At 71.7% G+C, this 18,772-nt stretch carries 17 protein-coding genes; 8 read left to right on the plus strand and 9 right to left on the minus strand.

Translation table 11 applies throughout. The features are described 5' to 3' along the window. Positions 1–3: 3 nt before the first annotated feature. On the minus strand, positions 4–1,041 hold the full coding sequence (locus QF027_RS37370) for a DUF2637 domain-containing protein (RefSeq protein ID WP_306974700.1): 1,038 nt from the start codon (positions 1,039–1,041) through the stop codon (positions 4–6). A 314-nt stretch (positions 1,042–1,355) separates the two neighbouring features. Continuing rightward, a complete protein-coding gene (locus QF027_RS37375) occupies positions 1,356–2,213 on the minus strand; it encodes a (2Fe-2S)-binding protein (protein WP_307079637.1) in 858 nt (285 codons plus the stop codon). Between the two features lie 155 nt (positions 2,214–2,368). Here QF027_RS37375 and QF027_RS37380 point away from each other — a divergent pair, with 155 nt between their 5' ends. Further along, positions 2,369–3,175 carry a GntR family transcriptional regulator gene (locus QF027_RS37380; RefSeq protein WP_307079639.1) on the plus strand — a complete coding sequence of 269 codons (807 nt, stop codon included), beginning with the start codon at positions 2,369–2,371 and terminating at the stop codon, positions 3,173–3,175. 685 nt (positions 3,176–3,860) lie between these two features. Here QF027_RS37380 and QF027_RS37385 read toward each other — a convergent pair. Together QF027_RS37385 and QF027_RS37390 are read right to left on the minus strand one after the other, a co-directional pair. Next, on the minus strand, positions 3,861–4,634 hold the full coding sequence (locus tag QF027_RS37385) for a hypothetical protein (protein WP_306974695.1): 774 nt from the start codon (positions 4,632–4,634) through the stop codon (positions 3,861–3,863). A 127-nt stretch (positions 4,635–4,761) separates the two neighbouring features. Further along, positions 4,762–6,435 carry a PucR family transcriptional regulator gene (locus QF027_RS37390; RefSeq protein WP_307079641.1) on the minus strand — a complete coding sequence of 558 codons (1,674 nt, stop codon included), beginning with the start codon at positions 6,433–6,435 and terminating at the stop codon, positions 4,762–4,764. Between the two features lie 343 nt (positions 6,436–6,778). Between QF027_RS37390 and QF027_RS37395 the strand changes: the two genes are divergently transcribed. From QF027_RS37395 to QF027_RS37415, 5 genes are all read left to right on the plus strand, one after another. Next, positions 6,779–7,669 carry an FAD binding domain-containing protein gene (locus tag QF027_RS37395; protein WP_307079643.1) on the plus strand — a complete coding sequence of 297 codons (891 nt, stop codon included), beginning with the start codon at positions 6,779–6,781 and terminating at the stop codon, positions 7,667–7,669. Continuing rightward, positions 7,669–8,205 (plus strand): (2Fe-2S)-binding protein, encoded by a 537-nt coding sequence (locus QF027_RS37400; protein WP_307079644.1) that lies wholly within the window; start codon positions 7,669–7,671, stop codon positions 8,203–8,205. The genes QF027_RS37395 and QF027_RS37400 overlap by 1 nt, the downstream gene beginning before the upstream one ends. 1 nt (position 8,206) lies before the next feature. Further along, the gene (locus QF027_RS37405; protein WP_306974688.1) at positions 8,207–10,594 is read left to right on the plus strand and encodes a xanthine dehydrogenase family protein molybdopterin-binding subunit; all 2,388 of its coding nucleotides are present in this window, start codon (positions 8,207–8,209) and stop codon (positions 10,592–10,594) included. A gap of 157 nt (positions 10,595–10,751) precedes the next feature. Beyond that, positions 10,752–12,209 carry an NCS2 family permease gene (locus QF027_RS37410; protein WP_307079646.1) on the plus strand — a complete coding sequence of 486 codons (1,458 nt, stop codon included), beginning with the start codon at positions 10,752–10,754 and terminating at the stop codon, positions 12,207–12,209. A gap of 47 nt (positions 12,210–12,256) precedes the next feature. Continuing rightward, positions 12,257–13,411 carry an XdhC family protein gene (locus QF027_RS37415; RefSeq protein ID WP_306974683.1) on the plus strand — a complete coding sequence of 385 codons (1,155 nt, stop codon included), beginning with the start codon at positions 12,257–12,259 and terminating at the stop codon, positions 13,409–13,411. Here QF027_RS37415 and QF027_RS37420 read toward each other — a convergent pair. Both QF027_RS37420 and QF027_RS37425 read right to left on the minus strand, forming a co-directional pair. Next, positions 13,363–14,676 (minus strand): lanthionine synthetase LanC family protein, encoded by a 1,314-nt coding sequence (locus QF027_RS37420; protein WP_307079648.1) that lies wholly within the window; start codon positions 14,674–14,676, stop codon positions 13,363–13,365. The two genes, QF027_RS37415 and QF027_RS37420, sit on opposite strands and share 49 nt — an antisense overlap. Positions 14,677–14,698: 22 nt before the next feature. Further along, positions 14,699–15,139 (minus strand): SRPBCC family protein, encoded by a 441-nt coding sequence (locus tag QF027_RS37425; RefSeq protein WP_307079650.1) that lies wholly within the window; start codon positions 15,137–15,139, stop codon positions 14,699–14,701. A gap of 223 nt (positions 15,140–15,362) precedes the next feature. Between QF027_RS37425 and QF027_RS37430 the strand changes: the two genes are divergently transcribed. Together QF027_RS37430 and QF027_RS37435 are read left to right on the plus strand one after the other, a co-directional pair. Further along, on the plus strand, positions 15,363–16,577 hold the full coding sequence (locus QF027_RS37430; RefSeq protein ID WP_307079652.1) for a cytochrome P450: 1,215 nt from the start codon (positions 15,363–15,365) through the stop codon (positions 16,575–16,577). 82 nt (positions 16,578–16,659) lie between these two features. Continuing rightward, positions 16,660–17,229, plus strand: coding sequence for an HAD-IIIA family hydrolase (locus QF027_RS37435; RefSeq protein WP_306974676.1), 570 nt, complete (start codon positions 16,660–16,662; stop codon positions 17,227–17,229). 3 nt (positions 17,230–17,232) lie between these two features. On the opposite strand, the gene QF027_RS37440 is transcribed toward QF027_RS37435, so the two are convergent. The 3 genes from QF027_RS37440 to QF027_RS37450 all read right to left on the minus strand — a co-directional run bounded on the left by QF027_RS37440 (position 17,233) and on the right by QF027_RS37450 (position 18,737). After that, positions 17,233–17,541, minus strand: a complete 309-nt coding sequence (locus tag QF027_RS37440; RefSeq protein ID WP_306974674.1) for a DUF3040 domain-containing protein — start codon at positions 17,539–17,541, stop codon at positions 17,233–17,235. Between the two features lie 141 nt (positions 17,542–17,682). Then, positions 17,683–18,294 (minus strand): DUF305 domain-containing protein, encoded by a 612-nt coding sequence (locus tag QF027_RS37445; protein WP_306974672.1) that lies wholly within the window; start codon positions 18,292–18,294, stop codon positions 17,683–17,685. Positions 18,295–18,347: 53 nt separating this feature from the next. Next, a complete protein-coding gene (locus tag QF027_RS37450) occupies positions 18,348–18,737 on the minus strand; it encodes a DUF6153 family protein (RefSeq protein WP_307079654.1) in 390 nt (129 codons plus the stop codon). Between the last annotated feature and the right edge of the window lie 35 nt (positions 18,738–18,772).

The following is an 18,772-nucleotide window of genomic DNA, read 5'->3' on the forward strand; positions in this document are numbered from 1 at the left end:
GTCTCAGCCGAACTGCTGCTCAAGATCCTTGAGTTTGCGCTCCAGCGAGTCGAGACGCGGCAGGGCCATTGTGTCGTCCTCCGCGGTGAGGTCGACGGAGGGCGACTCAGACGCGCCGCGGACGGGCTGGAGAGAGGGACGCTGGCGTACGGGCAGCGGCTCGGGGTTGGGTATGGCAGGCTCCGCGGAGGCTCGCTCCAGAGCCGGGGCCGCCTGGGACTCCAACTGGCGCCCGCCGCCCCGGCCGACGAAGCCGCGGTGTCCCCGGCTGATCGCCTTGAGCTGGGCGCGCTCGACGCGCTGCTCGCCGCGCCGACGCAGTCGGGCCGCTTCCTTCTCGCGCTTGTCCTCGCGAACCTCGTCGACCGCCTCGTCGAGGCTGCGCACGTTCTCCAGCAGCATCAGCGACCAGGCCTTGTACGTCTCACGCGGCGCCCTCACCCAGCGGACTATGCGGATCTGGGGCAGCGGACGCGGCACCAGACCCTGCTCGCGCAGCGCGGCCTTGCGGGTCTGCTTCAGCGCGCGGTCGAAGAGGACGGCGGCCGAGAGGGACATGCCGGAGAAGAACTGCGGCGCGCCGTCGTGGCCGAACCCCCTGGGCGCGTGCACCCAGTTGAACCAGGCCGCCGCGCCGGCGAACGTCCACACGAGTATCCGGGAGCCGAGGGCCGCGTCACCGTGGCTGGCCTCCCGCACCGCGAGCACGGAACAGAACATGGCCGCGCCGTCCAGGCCGAACGGGACGAGGTACTCCCAGCCGCCGGACAGGTTCAGGTTCTGCTGGCCGAAGCCCACCAGACCGTGGAAGGAGAGGGCGGCTGCCACCGCCGCACAGCAGAACAGAAGGACATAGGAGGCGGTGCCGTATATGGCCTCCTTGCGCCTGCGGCGCTCCTCGCTCCGCTCCCACGAGTCGTCTTTCGCGTGCTCCCCGCCGGACCGCTTGCTCCGCGCGAGCACCGCCACCGCCGCCAGCATGCCCAGGAGCAGTACGGCGCCCGGAAGCAACCAGTTCAGCGATATGTCGGTCAGTCTCATCTGGGTCCCTTGCATTGGGATGGGGCGTAACGCCCGCCATAGTGGCCCAATCCCAACGGCCCTCAGGCGTTTTCGGGGCAAGAGGCCGCCAAGGAAGTGCAAGGGATTGCCCAGGGCGGCGTTCTGCTCGAACTGCCGCTTGAGGGGCGGGAGTTGAGTTCGAATAAGACTACCCGTACGGGTGGTTCCACGGAAAGTTCCTGCGACAAGTGAGGAAGTTGTGAATTGCCTGTAACCGAACGGGCGTCCCAGTCGGCGTTGATCTTACGGGACGCGGGAGGGCGGCCTGCGGCGGGGTCCCCTCTGACGAGACCTCAACTGGCCGCGGCCGCCGTGAGCTTGGCGATCCGGTCCGTGTCGCAGGTGCGCGGGCAGGTCGCGCAGATGTCGTCCGGATCCAGTGTGTAGTACATGCAGCAGCTGATCCGGTCCCGGGTGGCCAGGGGCCTGCCGTCGGGGTCGGTGAGCACGCGGAAGCCCGGGGAGCCGACGTACGGCTTCGTCGTCCCCGGCAGGAGGAGCTCCAGGGCGTGTTCGGCCCGGCGCTTCTCGTGCTCGCCGAGGAGCTCGGCGACGTACCAGATCCCCTCGACGATCTCGTCGGTCACCATGCCCCACAGGGCCCTGCCGCGGCGGCGCATGCGCGGGCCGAAGGCGCCGAGGAGCGGCTCCATGTGCTCGGCGATCGCGTCCCTCAGTTCGGCCCGCAGGCACTCCTCGTCGGGGACCGTGTACGCGCCGGGGAGCGCGGCGGCCGGGTCGTCCGGGAGGCAGGCGAACAGGCCCGGGTGGACCGCGAGGTTCATCGGGCCCCGGGTGCGGTCGTAGGAGACCTGGGTCACCGGGTAGCGGGGGACCCTGCGGTGCAGGAACCACGGTGCCGTGAAGAGGAGACAGGCAGGCCAGGCGTAGCGGTGCAGTCCGAAGCCGGCGATCACGTCCGGGCGGCCCTTCCTGGCGTTGTCCCTGAGGATCTGCTCGTCGTCCCACGCGAGGAAGATGTCCAGGGCGGTGTCGTTCCCCGCGAGGGCCGCGGCGGTGACCCAGCCGTCACCGGTCGGGAGGGGGGTGTCCTCGGGCAGCTCCGTGACCGTCAGCACCGGGAGAGCCTCGGTCACGCGCGCGTAGGCGGCTGTGACGGCGGAGCGGGGGGCGGGCGGCGGTATGGGCATGTGGAGCACCGATTCGCAGTCGTCTAAAGGTAAGGCTTACCTTACCCGGGATCTTCGGGATTTGAACTGGAGCGTTCTGCGCCTAAGGTGCTTGACGGGTGAGTAACAACCCGTCGTTAATGACCCCAAGTACCGACACGTCCGGAGGAGGACCCGTGAAGCAGGGTGTGCAGGGCTCCGCCGGGACGGGGGGTGTGGAGCGGGACGTGGACCTGGCCGTGGGCGCGGTTCGGGTACCGCCGCAGATGCGGGCCTCCGACGCGGCGCGGGCCCGGGCCGATGCGGGTTCCGGGGTCCGGGGTGAGCACACGCACAGCGAGGTGCCGATTCCGCGGCCTGTCATCCAGCGGGCCTCCGTGCGGGGGCAGATCCTCGACGCTTTGCGTACGGCGTTGGTCACCGGGGAGTTGCGGCCCGGTGAGGTGTACTCGGCGCCTGCGCTGGGGGAGCGCTTCGGGGTGTCCGCCACGCCGGTGCGGGAGGCCATGCAGCAGCTCGCGTTGGAGGGGGCCGTCGAGGTTGTTCCCAACCGTGGGTTCAGGGTCGTCGAGCGGGGGGCCCGTGAGCTGGCCGAGTTGGCCGAGGTGCGGGCGCTGATCGAGGTGCCGGTGGTGTTGCGGCTGGCGCGGAGCGTGCCGGTGGAGCGGTGGGCGGAGCTGCGGCCGGTGGCGGAGGCGAGCGTGCGGGCGGCGTCGTCGGGATGCCGGGCCACGTACGCGGAGGCCGATCGGGCCTTCCACAGCGCGGTGCTGTCGCTGTCGGGGAACGAGCAACTCGTGCAGATCGCGGAGGACTTGCACCGGCGGTCTCAGTGGCCGCTGGTAGGTGGTTCCGCGGCGCGGGGGCGGGCGGACCTGATCGCGGACGCGGCAGAGCACACGGCGCTGTTGGACGCGTTGATCGCGCGGGATCTGGATGTGGTGCGGGGGCTGGTGGGCGGGCATTTCGCCGGGAGGTCCTGACGCGGGTGCGGGTGCGGGTGCGGGTGCGGGTGCCTGCGGCGCCTGTGCGGGTTCGGTGGGGGCGGGCGTTGTGCGCAGTTCCCCGCGCCCCTGAGTGCCTGCGGCGGCCCGTTTCGGCTTCGGTGGGGGCTGGTGTAGCGCGTGGGGTTCGGTGGGTGGGTCGGGGCCGGGGTGGGGGGTGTCCGTCCTCGGTCCGGCGGTTGCTGTCGATTGAGCAGTACTGGATTACGGACGCCGGCCGCTGCGGGCGGACACCCCCCACCCCGTCCCCTTCCCGCCGTACGCGGCTACCGGCCCGTCGGGGCACGCGGTGCGGCGAACGGTCCGTCGTGGCGGGCGAGGGAGGGATTGGTCCGTCGTGGCGCGGGGTGCGGCGAACGGTCCGTCGTGGCGGGCGAGGTGGCGAACGGTCCGTCGTGGCGGGCGAGGTGGCGAACGGTCCGTCGTGGCGCGGGTGACTGCAACTCCTTAGGGGCGCGGGGAACTGCGCGACCAGCCGCAACCCGCTCGCACTCGCCGACCACCCGACCCGGCACCCCCGTAGGCGTCCCGCTCAAGCCCCGTGCACGCGACCCGCGGGGAACTGCGCGACCAGCCGCAACCCGCTCGCACTCGCCGACCACCCGACCCGGCACCCCCGTAGGCGTCCCGCTCAAGCCCCGCAGGGAACTGCGCCCCGGTCACATCACGCCGTGGCCGCCGGCGGAGCCAACTGCCGTGCCAGCCATGTAGGTACGCCGCCCAGCAACCGGTACAACCGCCTCGCCTCCTCGCGGAGCCGGGACGCCTCCGGCTCCACCTCCGCGTCGGCGAGGGAAGCGAGGGCCGGCGCCGTTCCCACCAGATAGCCCAACTCCTCCCGGATCCGGAGTGATTCGGCGAAGCCGTGCCGCGCCTCGGCCAACTCGCCGTCCCGTAGGGCGAGTCCGGCGAGGTGGCGCCAAGTGAAGGACAGGAGCAGGGGATCGGAGTGGGCCGTGGCGCCCGCGTGGGCGCGGCGGTAGGCCGCTCGGGCCGCCTGGGGAGCGTGGGCCAGGTTCTCCGCCAGCAGGCCCCGGCGGAAGTCCAGCAGCGCCCTCGCCTCCACTCCCGGAGGGATCAGCGCCGCCGCACGGCCCAGCGCCGCCCTCGCCTCGTCCGCGCGGTCACGGACCCCGTGCAGCGTCGAGGCGTACGCAAGTTGCCCTCGTTCACAAGCGGCCGCTCCCCGTTCGCCGTCGCTGTGAGCCAGGGCCTCGGCAGTGCGCAGTGCGTCCTCCGCCTCCGCCCAGCCCTGCTCCGTGTACAGGCAGCGTTCCACCAGAAGTGCCGCTCTCTGCAGAGCCGCCTGCGCGGTGACCGGTTGGAGCAGGGCGGCCGCGTCGGCCCAGCAGGCCCGGGAGCGCAGCCGCCATACCGCGGTCTGGAGTGGATCGTCACCGGCGGTCGTTCCGTTACCAGACATGGCGGTATGCGCCACGTTGCCCTCCCCGAGCGCGCCGTCGAGCTATGAGTGGTGGCGGCATCTCAGCACGAAACGACGGGCCCGGCCAAGGGGGTGGGTGAAGGAATTCACAAAGTCGTGGGAGTCCGGGGCCCCACAGGTTTCAGCTCATCCGCAGTGCCAGGAAGAAATCCAGCTTGTCCTCGAGGCGTGAGAGGTCCCGGCTCGTCAACTGTTCGATCCGCCCGACGCGGTAGCGCAGCGTGTTGACGTGCAGGTGGAGACGGGTCGCGCAGCGGGTCCAGGAGCCGTCGCAGTCCAGGAAGGCCTCCAGGGTGGGGATCAGCTCGGCCCGGTGGCGGCGGTCGTAGTCGCGCAGCGGGTCGAGGAGGCGGGCTGTGAAGGCTCGGCGGACGTCGTCCGGCACGAAGGGCAGCAGCAGGACGTGCGAGGCCAGCTCCTGGTGGCCTGCCGCGCAGACCCGGCCGGCGCGGGCCGCCGCCACCCTGCGGGCGTGGCGGGCCTCCTCCAGGGCGCCTCTGAGTCCCTCCGCCGAGTGGACCGACGCGCTGACGCCCAGGGTGACCCTGCCGTCGTCGTCCAGGCCGGCCGCGAGGGGGTCCCGTACGGATTCCAGGAGGGCGTCGGCCAGGATGCCGGCCTCGGAGCCGTCGTGCTCGGTGGAGACCGCCGGGAGGGGGACCAGGGCGATCGCCTCGTCGCCCGTGTGGGCCACCGCTATGCGGTCGGAGGGTTCGGGACCCGTGGCCGACGGGTCCACCAGGATCTCCTCCAGGAGCGACTGGGCCACGGGACCGCCCTCCAGGTCGCCGTCCTGCCACTCGACCCTGGCCACCACCACCTGCCAGTGGGGGGCCGCTCCCAGGCCGGGGAGGAGGACCGGGGCGGCCACCCTGAGGCGGGCGGCGATCTCGGCCGGTGCCGCTCCCGTCTGGACCAGTTCCAGGACCTCCTGGGCCAGGCGGCGGCGGACCGTGCGGGCCGCGTCCCTGCGGTCCCGCTCGACCGCGATCAGCTGGGTGACGCCCCGGAGGAGGTCCAGGCGTTCCTCCGGCCAGTCGCCGGCGTCCGCCTCCACCGCGAGCAGCCAGTCCGACAGGACCGTCTCGCGTATGTCCCTGGAGGCCTGGGGGGAGCGGCCGGAGCTGCGGACCGGGAAGAGGGAGTACGTCGACGAGCCGAGCGTGACACGGTGGGGCCCGCGGCGCCCGGTGCGGGCCGCCGCCAGGTGTTCCGCCGCGAGCTTCGCGCAGGTGTCCGCAGGGAGACCGGGGCCCGCCACCTTCGGGCCCGCGATCAGACGGCCGGTGGGGGACAGGACCCAGGCGCGCAGGTCCAGGTCGGAGCCCAGGAGGTCGAGGACCACGTCCGGGCCGCCGCCCGCCGGGCCCGAGGTCATCATGCGGCGGTGGCGGTCCACCACGGCCGCCAGGTCGCCGGCCCGCTCCCCCGAGACCTGCCGTACGACATGCTCGGTGATCGTCGCGAAGGCCACCGACTCGTGCACCGCGAACAGCGGGAGGCGGTGGCGGACGCAGGCGACGATCAGATCCTCCGGGACGTTGCCCAGTTCCGCCTCACCGGCCGCCAGCCCGGCCACTCCGGCCTGCACGAGGAGTCGCACGAAAGGCTCCGAGTCGGCGGCGTCCCGGCGCCAGGCAAGGCCCGTCAGGACCAGTTCCCCGCCCGAGAGATAGCGGCTCGGGTCGCGCAGGTCCGTGGTCATCACCCCGCGCACGGTGCGATCCAGTTCGTCCTCGCCGCCGAGCAGCCGCAGGCCCAGCGCGTCGGTGTCCAGCAGTGCGCGCAGCCGCATTCTCGTCGCCGCCGTTCTTTGTCTCGAAATCTACGATGGGGGAAGGGTCCGGTGAGTGCGGAGCGGCCCGTGCCGTCTCCGGGGCTGTGTCCCAGGTCACGTGGGCTGTGTCGAACGTTTCCGCAGGAAAACATGGAGGTTACTGAGGTCCTCCGTTCATATGAATCTACAAGATGACGGCCCCGACCAGCCAACTCCTTCATGGTTTCCGTGACTGACCCCGTCGGAGTACGCCGCTGTGTACTGGCTCCACTCCACGTGAACAGCACATGAACGAGCCGGGCCCGCCGCACACGATCTGGCTTGATCCATACGACCCTCAAGACGAAGAAGAGAGCCGGTCATGGACTTCCTTCGCCCCGCCAGCTGGGAGGAGGCGCTCGCCGCCAAGGCCGAGCACCCCACCGCTGTGCCCATCGCGGGCGGCACCGACGTGATGGTCGAGATCAACTTCGACCATCGGCGGCCCGAGTACCTGCTCGACCTGAACCGCGTCGGCGACCTCACCGAGTGGGAGGTCGGTGAGGACACCGTGCGGCTCGGTGCCTCCGTGCCGTACACCCGGATCATGGAGGACCTGCGCGGCGAGCTCCCGGGCCTGGCCCTCGCCTCGCACACCGTGGCCTCCCCGCAGATCCGCAACCGCGGCGGCGTCGGCGGCAACCTCGGTACCGCCTCCCCGGCCGGTGACGCCCACCCCGCCCTCCTCGCGGCCGGCGCCGAGGTCGAGGTCGAGTCGGTGCGCGGATCGCGGCTCATCCCGATCGACGAGTTCTACACCGGCGTGAAGCGCAACGCGCTGGCGGCCGACGAGCTCATCCGCGCCGTGCACATCAAGAAGGCCGATGGGCCCCAGCAGTACTCCAAGGTCGGCACGCGCAACGCCATGGTCATCGCCGTGTGCGCCTTCGGGCTCGCCCTGCACCCCGAGACGCGGACCGTGCGGACGGGGATCGGCTCGGCCGCTCCCACACCCGTTCGGGCCAGGACCGCCGAGGAGTTTCTGAACGCGGCTCTGGAAGAGGGCGGGTTCTGGGACAACGGCAAGATCATCACCCCTTCGGTCGCCAAGCAGTTCGCGGATCTCTGCGCCGCCTCCTGCAACCCGATCGACGACGTCCGGGGCACGGCGAGCTACCGCCGCCACGCGGTCGGCATCATGGCCCGCCGCACACTGACCTGGACCTGGGAGTCGTACCGCGGCACCGCCGCCACCACGGAGGGAGCTGCGTAATGCGTGTCAACTTCACTGTCAATGGACGCCCGCAGGAAGCCGACGACGTGTGGGAGGGCGAGTCCCTGCTGTACGTGCTGCGCGAGCGGCTCGGGCTGCCCGGTTCGAAGAACGCCTGCGAGCAGGGTGAGTGCGGCTCCTGCACGGTCCGGCTGGACGGCGTCCCGGTGTGCTCGTGCCTCGTCGCCGCCGGGCAGGTCGAGGGGCGCGAGGTCGTGACCGTCGAGGGGCTCGCGGACTACGCGAAGCAGCGGTCGTGCGGTCACCAGGCGTCGGAGGGGCACGACTCCCACACCGGCGAGGGCACCGAACTCTCGCCCGTCCAGCAGGCGTTCATCGACGCCGGGGCCGTCCAGTGCGGTTTCTGCACGCCGGGGCTGCTGGTCGCCGCCGACGAGATGCTGGAGCGCAACTCCAACCCGAGCGACGCGGACATCCGCGAGGCGCTGTCGGGCAACCTGTGCCGCTGCACCGGCTACGAGAAGATCATGGACGCGGTCCGCCTCGCGGCCGCCCGGCAGGGAGAGGCGGTCTGAAGTGTCCACTCCTAACGGCACTCCCACCAAGATCACCCAGGGTTCGAAGACCAAGGGCGGCATCGGCGAGTCCACGCTCCGCCCCGACGGCACCCTCAAGGTCACCGGCGAGTTCGCGTACTCGTCCGACATGTGGCACGAGGACATGCTCTGGGGGCAGATCCTCCGCTCGACGGTCGCGCACGCCGAGATCGTGTCCATCGACACGAGCGAGGCCCTCGCCCTGCCGGGCGTGTACGCCGTCATGACGTACGACGACCTGCCGACCGAGGTGAAGAACTACGGTCTGGAGATCCAGGACACCCCGGTCCTCGCCCACGGCAAGGTCCGGCACCACGGCGAGCCGGTCGCGATCGTCGCCGCCGACCATCCGGAGACGGCCCGCCGCGCCGCCGCCAAGATCAAGGTCGAGTACCGCGAGCTGCCCGTCATCACCGACGAGGCCTCCGCCACCGCGCCGGACGCGATCCTCGTCCACGAGAACCGCGACGACCACCACATCGGACACGTCCCGCACCCGAACATCCTGCACCGGCAGCCGATCATCCGCGGTGACGTCCAAGAGGCCTCGAAGAAGGCCGACTTCGTCGTCAGGGGCGAGTACACCTTCGGCATGCAGGACCAGGCCTTCCTCGGCCCCGAGTCGGGTCTCGCCGTGCCGGACGAGGACGGTGGCGTCCACCTCTACATCGCCACCCAGTGGCTGCACTCCGACCTGCGGCAGATCGCGCCCGTCCTCGGCCTGCCCGAGCGCAAGGTGCGCATGACGCTGTCCGGCGTCGGCGGGGCCTTCGGCGGCCGCGAGGACCTGTCGATGCAGATCCACGCCTGCCTGCTGGCGCTGCGCACCGGCAAGCCCGTCAAGATCGTCTACAACCGGTTCGAGTCCTTCTTCGGGCACGTCCACCGCCACCCGGCCAAGCTGTACTACGAGCACGGGGCCACGCGCGAGGGCAAGCTGACCCACGTCAAGTGCCGGATCGTCCTCGACGGCGGCGCGTACGCCTCCGCCTCGCCGGCCGTCGTCGGCAACGCCGCCTCGCTCGGCGTCGGGCCGTACGTCGTCGACGACGTCGAGATCGAGGCCCTCGCGCTCTACACCAACAACCCGCCCTGCGGCGCGATGCGCGGCTTCGGCGCGGTCCAGGCCTGCTTCGCCTACGAGGCGCAGATGGACAAGCTCGCCGACGCGGTGGGCATGGACCGGGTGGAGTTCCGGCAGCTGAACGCCATGGAACAGGGCACGATCATGCCGACCGGCCAGCCCGTCGACTCCCCGGCTCCCGTCGCAGAACTCCTGCGCCGCGTCAAGGCGATGCCCCTTCCTCCGGAGCAGCAGTGGCTCGCGGCCGGTGAGGAGGCCGACGTACGGCAGCTGCCGGGCGGCCTGTCCAACACCACCCACGGTGAAGGCGTCGTGCGGGGTGTCGGCTACGCGGTCGGTATCAAGAACGTCGGCTTCTCCGAGGGCTTCGACGACTACTCGACCGCGCGTGTGCGCATGGAGGTCGTCGGCGGCGAGCCCGTGGCCACCGTGCACACGGCCATGGCGGAGGTCGGGCAGGGCGGTGTCACCGTCCACGCGCAGATCGCCCGCACCGAGCTGGGGGTCGCGCAGGTGACCATCCGTCCCGCGGACACGCAGGTGGGCTCGGCGGGTTCGACCTCGGCCTCCCGGCAGACGTACGTCACCGGCGGCGCCGTCAAGAACTCCTGCGAGCTCGTCCGGGAGAAGGTGCTGGAGCTCGGGCGCCGCAAGTTCGGTTCGTACCACCCGGCCTGGGCCACCGCCGAGTTGCTCCTGGAGGGCGGCAAGGTCGTCACCGACGGCGGTGAGGTCCTCGCGGACCTGGTCGACGTGCTCGAAGGCGAGAGCGTCGAGGTCGAGGCGGAGTGGCGGCACCGACCGACCGAGCCCTTCGACCTGCGTACCGGGCAGGGCTTCGGACACGTCCAGTACTCCTTCGCCGCCCACCGCGCGGTCGTCGAGGTCGACACCGAGCTCGGGCTGGTCAAGGTGATCGAACTGGCCTGTGCGCAGGACGTCGGCAAGGCGCTGAACCCGCTGTCCGTCATCGGCCAGATCCAGGGCGGAACCACCCAGGGCCTGGGCGTCGCGGTGATGGAGGAGATCATCGTCGACCCGAAGACGGCGAAGGTCAAAAACCCCTCCTTCACGGACTACCTGATCCCCACGATCCTCGACACGCCGACCATCCCCGTCGACGTGCTCGAACTCGCCGACGACCACGCGCCGTACGGGCTGCGCGGCGTCGGCGAGGCACCCACCCTGTCCTCCACTCCGGCCGTGCTCGCGGCGATCCGCAACGCGACCGGGCTGGAGCTCAACAGGACACCGGTACGGCCGGAGCACCTGACCGGCACGTGACCCTCCGGGCGTTGAACCGGTGAGTTTTCCCGGGGGACCTCGTCCCCCGGGCCCCAACTGTCCGTCCTGGGCCGTCCCCCGGGTCGTGCACATCCCAAATCCCGTGCCCGAAAAGGCGGTTGCGCGGGTGTCCCTGTGAACCTTGGGAGACGGCACCATGACCCAGCAGTCCCTGGAACCCAGGACCACGGCCGACGACGCGGGAGAAGGCACCCGCGTCCCGGCCGGCAGGTCCTGGCTCGACCAGTACTTCCACATATCCCGGCGAGGATCCACGGTCGCGCGTGAACTGCGCGGCGGCGTCACCACCTTCATGGCGATGGCGTACATCCTCCTGCTCAACCCCCTGATCCTGTCCGGCAAGGACGCGGCGGGGGACACCCTCGGCCAGAAGGCACTCATCACCGCGACCGCGTTCGCGGCGGCCTTCACCACGCCGCTGATGGGCTTCTTCGGCAAGGTACCGCTCGCGCTCGCCGCCGGCCTGTCCGTCTCCGGCGTCCTGTCCTCGCAGGTCGCGCCCGCGATGACCTGGCCGCAGGCCATGGGCATGTGCGTGATGTACGGCGTGGTCATCATGCTGCTGGTCGTCACCGGCCTGCGTGAGATGATCATGAACGCGATCCCGCTGGCCCTCAAGCACGCGATCACCATGGGCATCGGCCTGTTCGTCGCACTGATCGGCTTCTACAAGGCCGGGTTCGTCCACCAGGGCAAGGCCACCCCGGTGACCCTCGGTCCCACGGGTGAACTCGCGGGCTGGCCCGTCCTGTTGTTCGCCGTCACCCTCCTCGCGATCTTCATGCTCCAGGCGCGAGGCGTCCCCGGCGCGATCCTGATCGGCATCGTCGGCGGGACCGTACTCGCCGTGTTCCTCAACGCGGTCGGAGCCGTCGGCCCCGGGCAGTGGGCGAGCGGAGCCCCCGAACTGCACGGCAGCGCGGTCTCCATGCCCGACTTCTCGATCTTCGGGAAGGTCGAGTTCGGCGGCTGGGGCGAGGTCGGCGCGATGACGGTCGGCATGATCGTGTTCACGCTGGTGCTCGCCGGGTTCTTCGACGCGATGGCCACCATCATCGGCGTCGGCACCGAGGCCGGACTCGCCGACGCGCAGGGCCGGATGCCGGGCCTGTCCAAGGCCCTGTTCATAGACGGGGCGGGCGGTGCGATCGGCGGAGTGGCCGGTGCCTCCGGTCAGACCGTCTTCGTGGAGTCGGCGACGGGAGTGGGCGAGGGCGCCCGAACGGGCCTGTCCTCCGTCGTCACCGGCCTGTTCTTCGCGGCCTGTCTGTTCTTCACCCCGCTCACGGCGATCGTGCCGGGCGAGGTCGCGGCCGCCGCCCTGGTGGTGATCGGCGCGATGATGATGATGAACGCCCGACACGTCGACTGGGCCGACCGCGCCACTGCCGTCCCGGTCTTCCTGACCGTCGTGATCATGCCGTTCACCTACTCGATCACGGCAGGCGTCGCCGCCGGCGTCATCTCGTACGTCGCGATCAAGGTCGCGCAGAGCAAGGCGCGGGAGATCGGCGCCTTCATGTGGGGACTGACGGTGATCTTCCTGGTGTACTACGCCCTCCACCCGATCGAGAGCTGGATGGGCGTGCGCTAGCCGCCCGAACACACCCGTACGCAACCCGCTGTTGAGGAGACCGAGACATGCTGGACATCGCCGACGAACTGCACCGGTGGTTCGAGCAGGGGCGTGACTTCGCCGTGGCCACCGTGGTGGCCGTCGGCGGCAGCGCGCCCCGCCGGCCCGGCGCCGCCCTCGCGGTGGACGCCGACGGCACGGCGATCGGCTCGGTCTCCGGCGGTTGTGTGGAGGGCGCGGTCTACGCACTGTGCCAACAGGCGCTGGAGGACGGGGAGTCGGTCCTCGAACGCTTCGGCTACAGCGACGAGGACGCCTTCGCCGTCGGCCTGACCTGCGGCGGCATCATCGACATCCTCGTCACCCCGGTCCGGGCGGGGGACTCCGTCCGTACCGTGGTCGCGGCCGCGCTGGAAGCGGCGGCGCGGGGCCGGGCGGCCGCGCTCGCGCGGATCGTCTCCGGACCGCGGGAACTCGTCGGCCGCGCGCTCGTCGTAGGACCCGAGGACGTCTCCGGTCATGGCGGTTTCGGCGCCCATCCCGAGCTGGACCGCACGGTCGCCGCCGAGGCGCGCGCCTTCCTGGAAGCGGGCCGCACCGGCACCCTGGAGATCGGCGAACAGGGCTCGCGCTGCGGCGCCCCGCTCACCGTGCTCGTCGAGTCCTCCGTGCCGCCGCCCCGGATGATCGTCTTCGGCGCGATCGACTTCGCGTCGGCCCTGGTGCGGATCGGCACGTTCCTCGGCTACCGGGTCACCGTGTGCGACGCGCGCCCCGTCTTCGCGACCGAGGCGCGCTTCCCGGAGGCCGACGAGATAGTCGTCGAGTGGCCGCACAGGTATCTGGAGCGCACGGAGGTCGACGCCCGGACGGTCCTGTGCGTGCTGACCCACGACGCGAAGTTCGATGTCCCGCTGCTCCAGCTGGCGTTGCGCCTCCCGGTCGCCTACGTGGGCGCCATGGGCTCCCGCCGCACCCACCTCGACCGCAACGAACGACTGCGCGAAGTCGGCGTGACCGAGCTGGAGTTGGCGCGGCTGCGGTCACCCATCGGCCTGGACCTCGGCGCTCGTACGCCCGAGGAGACGGCCCTGTCGATCGCCGCGGAGATCGTCGCGAGCCGGCGGGGCGGCAGCGGGGTCTCCCTCACCGGCGCGCACACGCCGATCCATCACGACGTGACCTCGGTGCCGGCCCGCCGGATCGGGTCGGTGGCCTGAGCGGACACCTGGGGCTGGTCCGGCCACGTGAACGCGTACCTGGGATCGCCGCCCCGGCTCAGCCGGACGAAGCGCAGCAGTTCACGCACGATGCCCGCACCGCCCTGCGCCCAGCCGGTGCCGGGCTCCAGGTCACTCGGGGTGGCCCGGTGCTCGACGTTGGACCAGCGGGCACCGTCGGTGTCCCGGACCGCGCGGGCGGCGAGGTCGGCGACGAGGACCCGCGCGAAGTCGTACGCCTCCTGCCCTCCGGCTCTTTCGGCGATCCGGTCGCCGGCCAGGGCGAGGACGCCCGCCGTGCCGCAGCAACGGCCGTTGTTGTCCCAGAACCCCGGCCGCAGGCGCTGTGGGAGGCCGGAGTGGACGACCGTGTGCCAGCAGCGGTCGGCGAGCGCGGCCCAGGCCGGGTCGCCCTGGGTGTCGCGCAGCAGCCGGAACATGTGGGCGTCACCCGTCGGGCCGTGGCACCAGCCGTAGCTGACCGGCTCGATCAGGTCCGGCAGGAACTGCGGGGTGGAGTGCGGGACCAGGAAGCCGTCCGGGCCGCCCTCGGCGCGGGCCACGACGTCCGCGACCCCCGCCAGCCCCAGGTCGACCAGGTCGGCGCGGCCCGTCGCGTGGCCGATCCGGACGAGGGCGTAGGCGATGCCCAGCGTGCCGTGCGACATGTGGTGCATGCGGGCTTCCGTGCCCGGGCGGTGCGGCCAGGTGACGCCCCACGGGGTCTTCTCCGCGGCCCGCAGATAGGGCTCCACCGCGAGGACGGCGAACTCGGGATCGCCGACCGCCAGGGCGGCCAGGCCCGTGCCGCCGTTGCCGCCCATCAGCTCGAACAGCTCGCCCCAGCGCTCCCCGTCGAAGTGCGAGCGCACGAGAGCCATCGCGCGGTCGGCCGCCGTGCCGCAGGCGGTGTCACCGAGCTCGTGGTGCAGGGTGTGCAGGACGAGGGCCATGCCGGACCGGCCGAAGTACAGGGAGTCGTCCTCGTGGCCGTCGACGGCGGCGGCCAGGCCGTGGCCCGCGCGGAGTGCGAGGTCGGCGTAGGAGTCGTCGCCCAGGTGCCGCCATGCCTCCAGGAGCACGGAGACGATCCCCGCCGTGCCGCTGTACAGGATGGGGTCGGTCCTCTCCTGCGAGGGCGCGGCCGGCCAGGCGAGTCCGCCGTCCGCCGTCTCCCGCGCGGCGGCCACCAGCCACCGCAGCCCGTCCACCGCGAGCTCCTCGACCTCGTCCACCTGCACGGTCGTACCGTCAACTGCCGTCATGGTGCCCACTGTTGCACGCCCTTCAGGTTCCCCGCAGCAGCCGGTTCAGTGCCCGCCCGAAGACCGACCGGGCCGACACCCGCAGCACAGGGGCGAACAGGCCGGGCAGGAAACGGACCCGGAGCGACTCGCGCCAGATCACGCGGGCGCGGCCGCCCGGACCCGGGTGCACCTCCAGTTCGGCCCAGCCCCGCACCACCCGGCCGCGCTTCTCCAGGCGGCACAGGCCGGAGACACCCTCCGCGGGTGGGCGCCAGACCGTGACCTCCATGGGGTCGGCGAAGGCGAGCGGGCCGAACCCCGAACGGGCGACAACGAGCGTGCCCTCGGTGGTCGGGCCCGGCGGCTCGACGGTGACGCGCGTCAGGGGGACGACCTCGCCGTGGCGGGGCCACTCCGTGAGGCGGCGCCAGGCCTCGTCGGGGGAGAGCGGGGCCGTGCGTTCGAGGAGGAAGGTGACCACGGGTTGATCTTAGGGAATCAGTCCTGCTCAGCGGGGATTTCATAGGCGTCTCACATACTTGGCGCAGCCGGATGCGGGCGCGCTGACGTACCGCGGGCGCACACGCCCCTGGACGGGGCCCCGGGCCCTCCCCCTGTCGACATGTGCATGTACACCCCCGAATCCGTACGGCACCATGAGCGCGACCGCACCACCGGCACCACCGGCCGCAGGGGGACGTCTCGTGGACACCGAACCGCACGGCAGGCTCGACGCGTTGCAGAGCGATCCGTACCCGCACTACGAGCGGGCCCGGGAGGCCGAAGGGCTGGCGCGCATCGACGAGTTCGACGCCTGGCTGGTCGCCCGGGATGCGGACGTACGCGAAGTACTGCGCCGCCCCGAGGACTTCTCGTCGGCGAACGCCCTCGTGCCCGACGTACTGCCGTCGCCGGCCGCGCTCGCCGTCCTCGGCGGCGGATTCGGCGGACGTCCGGTCGTCGTCACCGCGGACGGCGACCTGCACCAGCGGCTGCGCGCGCCGATCGTGCGCGGCCTCTCGCCGTCGCGGGTGGCCGCGGTCCTTCCGTACGCCGCCGGGCGCGCCGCCGCCCTCGTCGACGGGTTCGTGAAGGACGGCGGGGTCGAGCTGATGTCGGCGTACGCGCGGAAGCTGCCCGGCGACGTCATCGGGCGGATCGTCGGCCTCGACCCCGCAGACGTCCCGGCCGTGGTGCACGGCGGCCACCGCGCCGAGGAACTGCTGTTCCGGCCACTGGCACAGAGCGAGCAGGTCGCCGCCGCCGAGGACGTGGTGGCGATGCAGCACATCCTCGACCGGCTCGTACGCGAGCGGCACGCCGAGCCGGGCGAGGACCTGTGCAGCGAACTCGTCGCGTCCCTCACCGAGCCGGGTGAGCTGACCCTCGACCACCGGCACGAACTCGTCGCCCACCTCCAGAACCTGTTGATCGCCGGGCACCTGACCACCACCGCGCTCATCGGCACGACCGTCCTGCACCTGCTGCGACACCCCGACCAGTGGGAGCTGCTGTGCGCCGAACCCGAGCGCATACCGGCGGCCGTCGAGGAGGCCGCCCGCTACGACAGCGCGCTACAGGGCTTCCGCCGGGTCACCACCCGTCCCGTCACCCTGGCGGGCACCGAACTGCCTGCCGGAGCAACGGTGTTCGTGGCGTTCGGCGGCGCCAACCGGGACGGCGCCCGGCATCCGCGCCCCGACACCTTCGACATCACCCGCCCGCCCCTCCGTCACCTCGCCTTCGGACACGGCGTGCACAGCTGCCCCGGCTCACAACTGGCCCGCGACCAGCTCAACCTCACGCTCCAGGAGCTCACCGGCCGGCTTCCGGGGCTCCGGCTCGCGGACGGGCAGCCGGTCGCCATGCGGCCGACGATGATCCACCGCTCGCCCCAGCGCCTCCACCTGACCTGGTAGATCGCGCCCCGCCGCATGGACCGGCCCCGCGCGGTTACTCGCCGAGAGGAAGAAGTGCACGCGGGAGCCGGGAGGTGGTCGCATGACGCGCGTGCGTACGGTGCTGTTCGACCGCGACAGCATCCTCGCCGAAGACCCGCCCGGCCCCGACGGGGTGCGCCCGGCGCCCGGTGCCCGTGAGGCGCTCGGCATGCTGCGCCTGCACGGCGTCCGCACCGGGTTCGTCGCCCTGCGACCGGGCGGGGACGGGCGACTCGGCGACGCCGACGTACGGGCCGTCAACCACCGCGTCGACGACCTCCTCGGTCCCTTCGACATCTGGGGAGTGTGCCCGCACGGGCCCGACGACGGCTGCCACTGCCGACCACCCGAACCGGGCCTGATCCTCTGGGCGGCGGGCCGGGTGTGCACCGCACCGGCGGACTGCGCGGTCGTCGGCACGGCCGCGCACGCCGAGGCCGCCGCCCGGGTGGGCGCCCACGGGATCCTCGTACCGGACGAGCGGACCCGGCCGGAGGAGACGGCGCGGGCCGATCATGTGGCGCCGGACGTCCTGACCGCCGTACGCGCGCTGCTCAACGGGCCGCCGCAGGGGCGGGTCCTGGTCGACGAGCGTCCGATCGAGTCGGCCTTCGAGCCGGGGGAGGGCTGACGATCAGCGTTCCGTCCACCGGCACACCAGCCGGAACACCGCGAACAGCGTCAGAGGCCAGATGGCCGCGAAGGTCCAGATCACCGCGGGCCGTGAGGTGACGATCCCGGTGACCAGCAGCGCGATCGACACCGCGAGCAGCAGGACCACGGTCAGGACGCGCGGCCGGTAGTGCGTCACCCGGGACAGGTCGGGCCGTCGGCGCAACCGCCCGGTGCGCAGGCGGCGGTCCAGACGGCGGTCGCGGCGCAGGGCGCGTTCCACCTCGTCCAGAATGCGCTGTTCGTGATCGGGGAGTCGCCCTGTCGTCACTGTCGCTCCTCGCGGATCCGGAGAGTCCTTCTTCGGGTGCCCGGAGAAGGACCCGTGAACCCCGGTCACCAAGCGTGGAAGGCCGACAGGCCACGGTGGCCGCACCGAGCGGCGCGGGCACCGTGGCGACACGCGGACGGGTCAGCTCTCGCCGAGGAGCTTCTTCATCTCGCTGATCTCGGCGTTCTGCGCGGTGACGATGTCACCGGCCATGGCCGTGGCGGCCTTGTACTCGCCCTTGGCCTTCTCGGTGTTGGCCATCTCCACGGCACCCTCGTGGTGCTCGACCATCATGGTCAGGAACATGGAGTCGAATTCCTTGCCGGAGGCCTTCTTCAGCTTGCCCATGTCGGCGCTGTCCATCATCCCGGTCATCCCGGTCATGCCGGAGTTGTCCATGCCGGAGTGATCCATGCCGGGCATCGACTCGGGGACCTTCTCGTCCCAGGCCTTCAGCCAGCCCGTCATGGTCGAGATCTCCGGCCCCTGCGCCTTCTCGACGCGGGCGGCGAGGTCCTTGACCTGGGCGGAGGCGGCCCGGCCGTCGGCGAGCTCCGCCATCTCGATGGCCTGCTGGTGGTGCGGGATCATGCCCTGGGCGAAGGAGACGTCCTGGGCGTTGTGGGCGCCGGCCGAGGCCTCGGCGGACACCGAGGGCGACGAGGCGGCCGAGCCGCTGTCGTCGCCGCCCCCACAGGCGGTGAGGGCGAACAGGGCACTCACGGACAGCGCCGCGAAACGGGTGGTACGCATGCTGGAACTCCTGTTGTACGAAAGGGATCTGGACGTGACGGAGCACGCCGTGTCTAGATCCGCAGGAGCTGGAGTTCCGCGAGGGAGGGCGGTGCGCGGGCGCCGTCCTGAGACATGACCGCCTCGGGGCGCAGACTGTCGTCGGACACGGCCGTGGCGGCGGGGTCGGGAGCGAGCCCGGGCAACACCGGCCCACCGCTCACGGCCCCCGAGGCGCAGGTCGCGTCGGCATGGTGAAGGTGCCCGGACCCGCAACCGGCGTGACAGGTCTCGTCGACGCTGACCGCGACGGTCGTCATGTGCGAGGAGCTCGAGCCTTCGTGGCCGTGAAGCCCGCCCCCTGGAGCCAGCCCGTGCATGGCCAGCACCCCGGCCAGCATCCCGAGCACGAGCAACGCCCGCCACAGGGGCGGTCGTGCGGGAAGGTGCTCGGGCCGGGTCATCGGGCTCATTCTAGGGAAGGTTGTGCCGCGGCTGT

This window comes from Streptomyces canus, from assembly GCF_030816965.1.
In the GTDB taxonomy this organism is placed as follows: Bacteria; Actinomycetota; Actinomycetes; order Streptomycetales; family Streptomycetaceae; genus Streptomyces; species Streptomyces canus_E.